General features: G+C 68.7%; 6 protein-coding genes. 2 read left to right on the top strand and 4 right to left on the bottom strand.

Annotated features, from left to right (window positions below; translation table 11 throughout):
- Positions 1-77: 77 nt before the first annotated feature.
- Genes NP3_RS07120 through NP3_RS07110 form a run of 3 tightly spaced genes read right to left on the bottom strand, consistent with a single transcriptional unit; the run spans position 78 to position 2,712 of the window.
- Positions 78-1,211 carry a serine/threonine-protein kinase gene (locus NP3_RS07120; protein ID WP_063039007.1) on the bottom strand — a complete coding sequence of 378 codons (1,134 nt, stop codon included), beginning with the start codon at positions 1,209-1,211 and terminating at the stop codon, positions 78-80.
- Positions 1,212-1,264: 53 nt separating this feature from the next.
- Complete coding sequence (locus NP3_RS07115) at positions 1,265-2,116, bottom strand: phytanoyl-CoA dioxygenase family protein (RefSeq protein ID WP_063039004.1); 852 nt, start codon at positions 2,114-2,116, stop codon at positions 1,265-1,267.
- Positions 2,113-2,712 carry a TetR/AcrR family transcriptional regulator gene (locus NP3_RS07110; protein WP_063039001.1) on the bottom strand — a complete coding sequence of 200 codons (600 nt, stop codon included), beginning with the start codon at positions 2,710-2,712 and terminating at the stop codon, positions 2,113-2,115. The genes NP3_RS07115 and NP3_RS07110 overlap by 4 nt, the downstream gene beginning before the upstream one ends.
- A gap of 248 nt (positions 2,713-2,960) precedes the next feature.
- Here NP3_RS07110 and imuA' point away from each other — a divergent pair, with 248 nt between their 5' ends.
- Positions 2,961-3,695 (top strand): DnaE2-dependent mutagenesis accessory factor ImuA', encoded by a 735-nt coding sequence (imuA', locus tag NP3_RS07105; protein WP_084508293.1) that lies wholly within the window; start codon positions 2,961-2,963, stop codon positions 3,693-3,695.
- 650 nt (positions 3,696-4,345) lie between these two features.
- Positions 4,346-5,914 carry a DNA polymerase Y family protein gene (locus tag NP3_RS07100; protein WP_063038997.1) on the top strand — a complete coding sequence of 523 codons (1,569 nt, stop codon included), beginning with the start codon at positions 4,346-4,348 and terminating at the stop codon, positions 5,912-5,914.
- Here the strand turns inward: NP3_RS07100 and NP3_RS07095 are convergent, their stop codons facing one another.
- Positions 5,915-6,613 (bottom strand): class I SAM-dependent DNA methyltransferase, encoded by a 699-nt coding sequence (locus tag NP3_RS07095; protein ID WP_063038995.1) that lies wholly within the window; start codon positions 6,611-6,613, stop codon positions 5,915-5,917.
- Positions 6,614-6,765 lie beyond the last annotated feature (152 nt).

Below are 6,765 nucleotides of genomic sequence, written 5' to 3'. Positions count from 1 at the left end.
GCGTGCTGGTTCGTGTGCGCGGCTGAAGTCGCGCGGCAACTAAGAAGCTGTGGCGCAGCAGATTCCGGTCGCAGCGATCACATCATCGCGATGATGACGGCGATGATGAGGATCAGGCCGATCAGCAGGCCGATGGCGATGGCGAGCGGGGCATTGCTCGCTTCCTTCGACTTCGACTTCGCCTTCGGGCGCTGGGGTGCGGCGGCCGCTGGACCCGACGGGTTGCCGCGATGCGGGCGCGGCAGCGGAGTCGAGTGCGGACTGCGCAGCCCCGATGCCGAATTGCGCGCCGCCCATGCCGGAATGGTGCCGTCCTCGGTGCGCACCGGAGCGCCGAGAATATACGGACCGGTGCCGGGACCGAATGCGGCGGTGAGGATTTCGTCACGTGCCTCGGCCATGGTCGGCCTGCGCTGCGGGGCCGGTTCCATCATGTGCAGCAGCGCGTTGGTGAGCATGCCGCTGCGGCTGGGCGGGATGATCTGGGCCATGGCCGCGCGATAGACCACGGCGTCGGTGTCGTCGTCCATACCGAACGGCGGTTGCCCCTCGATCGCGGTGTAGAGCGTGGCGCCGAGGGAGAACACATCGCTGGCCGTGGTCGGCTGCGCGCCGCGCGCCACCTCCGGGGGGAGATAGGCGGGGGTGCCAGTGATCACGCCGTCCGGTTCGTCGGAGTTGTCGGTCGCACCACGCGAGATGCCGAAGTCGCTGAGCTTGGCCATGCCGACGACGGGTCCGCGGTCGGCGACGAGGATATTGCCCGGTTTGATATCGCGGTGCACGATGCCCGCGGCGTGCGCGGCCGCCAACGCATCGGCGACCTGTGCCCCGATCTGCGCCACCTCGATCGGCGGCAGTGCGTTCACCAGCGCCAATGCCCTTGCGACACTGCGTGATGGCAGATGTTCCATCACCAGCCACGGCTCGCCGGCCTCGAGCACCACGTCGTAGACGGCAATGGCGTGCTCGTGCGAGAGCTTGGCCGCGACCCGGCCCTCGTGCATGATCTGGTTGCGGATCTCGTTGGCCTGCGCCTCCGGGAGTCCGGCGGTGGAGAGCACCTGTTTGATCGCGACGTCCCGGTTGAGCAGACGATCGTGTGCGAGCCATACCGCGCCCATACCGCCGCCGCCCAGTTTCGACTGCAGACGGTAGCGGCCGGCAACCAGATAATCGGGGCCGACAATGGGACGAGCGCGTTCGGTCACGGTGCGAGGGTAGCGGAAAACGAGGCCAGCTGGCCTGATTCGCGCCGTGCCGGTTATTGCGTCAGCAGGCGATCCGGGTGCATTCCGTCCACCATGCCGATGAAGGGCGGGTGAATGCTGTAGCCGAGCATGCGCCGGATTTCGGGCGAGACCGCGCGCACCGTATCGCGACTGGTCGAGAGCGTGAAGGCCTCCTGGGTGCGCAACCACGGCTCGCAGTACTGCGCGGTGGCGGCCAACCGCGGGCTCGCCGAGCGGTTCGCGCCGCCGCCGTGCCAGAGGGTGCCGAGGAAGAAGACGCACGATCCGGCGGGCATGACACCGGGCACGCGGACGTCGTTCTCTTGCGGTATCCGACCGTCCGGCCAGCGGTGACTGCCCGGGATCAGCATCGTCGCGCCGTTCTCGGCGGTGAATTCGTCGATCGCCCAGACGGTGGCCGCCGACAATGCCTTTCGTGGTCGCGGCACCGGATAGAAGCCGTCGTCGGGATGCAGGAGTTGGGCATTTTCGCCCGGGGCGATATTGATGATTTGCAACTGCGACAGCAGATATCCAGGCAGCAGAAGTCGATCCAATAGGGCGAGCACGCGGGCATGGTCGACCAGCCGATCGACCATGCGCGTCTTGCCGAGCACGCTGTAGAGCCGCTGAGTCCGGTGTCCCTCGAACGTATTTCGCCCATTCGGGCCGAGTAAGGGCAGGAGTTCTTCGCGAAGTGCCGCGCACTGCGCCGAGTCGAGCAGGCCCTCGAGAATTACGTAGCCGTCGCGATCGAGGGCGGCGAGATCGGCGTCCACCTGCGCGGCGGGGACGTCGCGTAATTCGTGGACCGTGCGATGGGTTCGGGACAGGTCGCCTGCGAGGTCCTCGAGTCGTTCGACCTCTGGTTGTGCATTACTCATTGTTCTTCCTTCCCCGAGCCGGTTGCGCCGGCCACGAATTCCCATACTTGATCGGCGACGACGGCACGGTCCGGGCGCGGACTGCGGGTGAGCGCCACCGCAACGGCCATGTGCACGCCACCGAGGACGGCCGCGACGAGCAGTTCCGGATCACGGTCCGCGGGCACCATGCCCTGGCGCTGGCCCTGCGCCATATTTCGGATGCCGACCTCGACCGCCTGCTGCAGCCGTTGCCGTTCCACGCCCGCGGCCTCGGCGTCACCGAATCGTCCGAGCGCGACGGGGGCGAGCGGATCGTCGTAAAGGAAGTTCACCCAAGCCACCACGCGCGCGTGTTCGCGCTCGCGCCAATCCTTTCCGGCGAATTCCGCATAGGTGACGGTTTCGCCGAGTCGGTCGTAGAAGTCGGTGATGACGGCGGTGAGCAGTCCGCTGCGCGAGCCGAAGTATCGATAGGGCAGTCCGACGCTGACCCCGGCGCGGCGGGCGACGGCGGCCACCTCGAGTTCGCCGGTTTCGCTCAGCTCCGCATGCGCCGCCTCCAGCAGTCGCCTGCGTGCCGTCGCGCCGCGGCCGGACCATTCTTGCTCGTTCATGACTCCCGATCCTAAGTTGAGTTCAACTCAAAAACAACGAAGTGATCGCGTGTACTTGACGGAAATCGGGGGCGGGTTTCTACTGGGCGGGTATCGAACGTATATTCGATATCGATCGATAGCTGGATCGGTGCTGAATCTTTGATCGTGGAGGTTCGGGCCGCGCTTCGCCTCGGGTCCATCGTTGGAAGTAGGTGGTTGTGATGGGTTCGGATGAGGATTCAGGGGCGGGGAGACGGCGGGATGGGATGCCGCCGAGGGATAAACCGACACTGGATGAGCTGCGCCGACGGATGGCGGCGATACCCGGGCGCGGGGAAGCGGCGGCCGACCGGATTCCGCACGCCGCCGAATTGCGCAGGGAAGCACTCGCGGTGCCGCCCGCCCTTGCGGAGCTGTTGCCTGATGGCGGCCTGGTCAAGGGGTCGGTGGTGGCCTATTCGGGTGCGAGTTCGCTGCTGGCCGGGCTGCTCGCCGCGGTGACCGAGGGCGGTGGACATGCCGCGGTGGTCGGGGTGCCCCGGCTCGGGCTGCTCGCCGCGGTCGAGATGGGTGCGCAATTGCAGCGCCTCGCCGTGGTCGCCGATCCCGGGCCGGATCCGGTGGAGGTGGCCGCCGTGTTGCTCGACGGCCTCGATCTGGTGGTGCTCGGCCTCGCAGGCGCTGCTGTCGCCCCGTCCCGCACCCGCGTCATCGCCGCCCGCGCGCGCAGCAAAGGGGCCACCCTGGTGGTCACCGACGGCCGCTGGCCCAATCCGTCCCTGCGCGTGGACACCCGCATCGCCGGGTACGGCGGCCTCGGCGCGGGGCGTGGCCGCCTTCGCTCGCTCCGCCTCGAGGTCGCGGTCCGCGGCAAGGCGGGCCCACCCTGCCACGGCCGAATCGAACTGCGCCCCAGTGCGAGTCGAGTGGAATGGGTGGCACTGGAATCGGTGGCCGCGGCCGATGAAGTGACCGTCGAGGCGCGCGGTGCGGCGTCATGAGCCGGGCCGTCATGCCATGCTCAGCTGCGCGAAGCGGGTTTTCGGGTTTTCGACTCGGCGGCGAGGCCGAAGCAAGTGAGGTGACGTTCCGTGCGTGCGGTGCGTCGGCGTGATCCGCGCGCAGTGACGCTCGCCGCTGTAAGCAACGGCGGTCCGAGGGTAACGGTCGACTGTCGCATTGACGGTGGTCGGGAGATAACGGCCGACTGTCACGTCGGCCCCAGGTCTGGACTGTGTAGCGTCCTGATACTCCTTCGCAATACGCGGGTGGACAGGCCGTGTGCACATCGGTGCCGAGGCGAGCGCGCCAGGATCGACCGCTCTTACCTCGAAGCGCGGGACTTCGCGCCGCAGCTCCGTCACACGAAAACCTGCGCTGCCGACCAAGGCGCGTCGCCGGTCGGCAACAAGGGTGGACTGTGCAGCCTCATGATTCGCCTTCGCAATGCACGGGTGGGCGGGCCGTGTGCAGGTGAGCACGCCAGGGTCGGCCGCCCCTGCCTCGATGCGCGGGATCTCGTGGCACCCGCGCCGCCGCTCGGCAGCGAGATTCGTCCGGACATCCTGTCTTGTGACCGGGCACTTCGGACAGCGGGTGCCCGGTCGCTACACGGGGTGCCGGGGTGATCCGGCCGAGTCGGGTGGGTGGGATGCGGGTGCTGGCGCTGTGGTGTCCGGACTGGTCGGCGGTGACGGCGGCGGCGGTGGCGCGGGTGCCTGCGACGCGGCCGGTGGCGGTGCTGTTCGCCAATAAGGTGGTGGAGTGCTCGGCCATTGCCAGGGCCGAGGGGGTGCGGCGCGGACTGACCAAGCGGGAGGCGCAGGCGCGGTGTCCGAATGTGTATGTCGCGCAGGTGGATCCGGATCGGGATGCGCGATTGTTCGAGCCGGTGGTGGCGGCCATCGATGCGACGGTGCCGGGAGTGGAGGTGCTGCGCCCTGGGCTGTTGGTGCTCGGTGCGCGGGGTGCGGCCCGGTTTTTCGGGTCCGAGGAGGCCGCGGCCGAGCGGCTCGTCGACGCGGCCGCCGCGGTGGGGGTGGAGGCGCAGATCGGTATTGCCGACGAATTGTCCACGGCGGTGATCGCCGCGCGTTTCGCCGCGATCGTGCCGCCCGGCGACGGTGCGCGATTCCTGGCGCCACTGCCGGTGCGCGAACTCGCGCTCGAACCGAGCCTGTCCGCACCGGAACGCATCGAGCTGGTGGATCTGCTGCATCGCTTGGGGTTACGGCGGATCGGCGATTTCGCCACACTGACCCCGATCGAGGTCACCTCGCGCTTCGGCGCCGATGCCGTGCTGGCGCATCGCTGTGCCAGGGCCGTGCCGGAACGTCCGCCGTCCGCACGTCGTCCGCCGAAGGACCTGGCGGTGCAGTATCGCTGCGAGCCGCCGATCGATCGGGTCGATGCCGCCGCCTTCGCGGGGCGCATGCTCGCCACCCAGTTGCACGAGGCGCTGTCCGATGCCTCGATGGCCTGCACCCGACTATCGGTGCTCGCGGAAACCGAGGCAGGCGAACAACTTTCGCGCATCTGGCGGTGCGCCGAACCGCTGACTCCGGAGGGCACCGCGGATCGGGTGCGCTGGCAGCTGGACGGCTGGCTCACCCGCCGCGACCGTCCCACCGCACCGATCACACTGCTGCGCCTGGAACCCGTCGAAGTCGTCGCGGCGAGCGCACTTCAGCTCGGTCTGTGGGGCGGTGTCGGGGAGGAGGACGAGCGGGCCCGCCGCGCCCTGATCCGGGTGCAGGGTCTGCTCGGCGGCGAGGCGGTCCGGGTCGGTGTGCTCAGCGGCGGCCGCGGACCCGCCGAACGCATCACCATGGTCGCCCTCGGTGACGAGCCGATTCCGGCCGCCGATCCGGGCCTGCCGTGGCCCGGCCGCCTGCCCCGCCCCGCACCCGCGGTGATCCTGGTGAACCGTCCGGTGGTGCGGCTGGAGGCCGCCGACGGAACCCCCGTGCAGGTCACCGACCGCGGCCTCTTCACCGCCGACCCGGCCCTGCTGCGTTGGGGCAGCAAGCAGTGGCCCCTTGCGGGCTGGGCAGGTCCGTGGCCGGTGGACGAACACTGGTGGACCCCGGAATCCGCCACCCTCTGCGCCGGAATCGCCGCCCGCATCCAGGTGCAGCTCGCGGGTGAACCGGCTGACGTCCGTGTCCTGCTGCTCATTTACAACGATCAGACCTGGCGTGCCGAAGGACTCTACGACTGACTACGTGCGCGACCACACCAGCGCCAGCGTGAACGGATGTCCGCGCAGCTCCGCCCATTTCGGCTTGGCCGCGATCCATGCGTCATCCACCAGCGCCTCGGCCATCTCGGTGAGCACCCAGCCCGCCGCGGATGCCGCCGACACCTGCTCGCTGATCAAGTGCAGATGCGTGCTGATCGCAACCGGCTCTCCGGACGCGGGTGTGTAGTGCGTCGGCATGCCGGTCACCATCATGAACTGCGGGTGATAGCTGACCGTGACACAGGTGCCGCCGGGTGCGGCCAGCCGCCAGGCTTCGGCGTAGAAGGGCGTCAGCTCGTCCAGGTGCTCGTCGATCAGCGATGAGATCACCAAATCGTATGCGCCACGTGCCAATCCGGTGTCACGCACATCGGCCTGGGCGAGTGTGGTGTGCACCCCGCGCTCGCGTGCCCGCGCCAGCATGCCCGCACTCACGTCGACGCCATCGATATGGCGAATTCCCCGCTCTCGCAACCAAGTTCCGGTCCGCCCGGTCCCGCAGCCGAGATCCGCGGCGCGTCGCACCCCACCCCAGTCCGGTCGCCGCAGCCGATTCAGCAGTGCGAGATCCATCTCGTCCATGACGGTCTGCTCATACGTCGGTGCCCATCCGTCGTACCCGGCGGCGACGTCAACGGTGCGATAGTTGCGGCGATCGAAGTCGGCGAAGGAGGGCATGGCCGCAGTATTGTCGCAATACCCCGGCCTTCGCCAGACAATTTCGGCACCGGATAACTTCGCCTGCCGCGCAGTGGGGCGCGCCCGGACCATACCGCCCTGGCGACCACAACGGAGCGAGTCTTACGAGCGACGTTCGCGGCCCGTCTCGC

The organism is Nocardia pseudovaccinii NBRC 100343 (assembly GCF_001613225.1).
Lineage (GTDB): Bacteria > Actinomycetota > Actinomycetes > Mycobacteriales > Mycobacteriaceae > Nocardia > Nocardia pseudovaccinii.
This window is presented reverse-complemented; position numbering and strand designations above follow the sequence as displayed.

What these genes read in the sequence shown, in the direction of transcription:
- NP3_RS07115 (WP_063039004.1), bottom strand. Translation starts at nt 2,116, where the DNA reads ATGAGTAATGCACAACCAGAGGTCGAACGACTCGAGGACCTCGCAGGC.
- NP3_RS07110 (WP_063039001.1), bottom strand. Translation starts at nt 2,712, where the DNA reads ATGAACGAGCAAGAATGGTCCGGCCGCGGCGCGACGGCACGCAGGCGA.
- imuA' (WP_084508293.1), top strand. Translation starts at nt 2,961, where the DNA reads ATGCCGCCGAGGGATAAACCGACACTGGATGAGCTGCGCCGACGGATG.
- NP3_RS07100 (WP_063038997.1), top strand. Translation starts at nt 4,346, where the DNA reads ATGCGGGTGCTGGCGCTGTGGTGTCCGGACTGGTCGGCGGTGACGGCG.
- NP3_RS07095 (WP_063038995.1), bottom strand. Translation starts at nt 6,613, where the DNA reads ATGCCCTCCTTCGCCGACTTCGATCGCCGCAACTATCGCACCGTTGAC.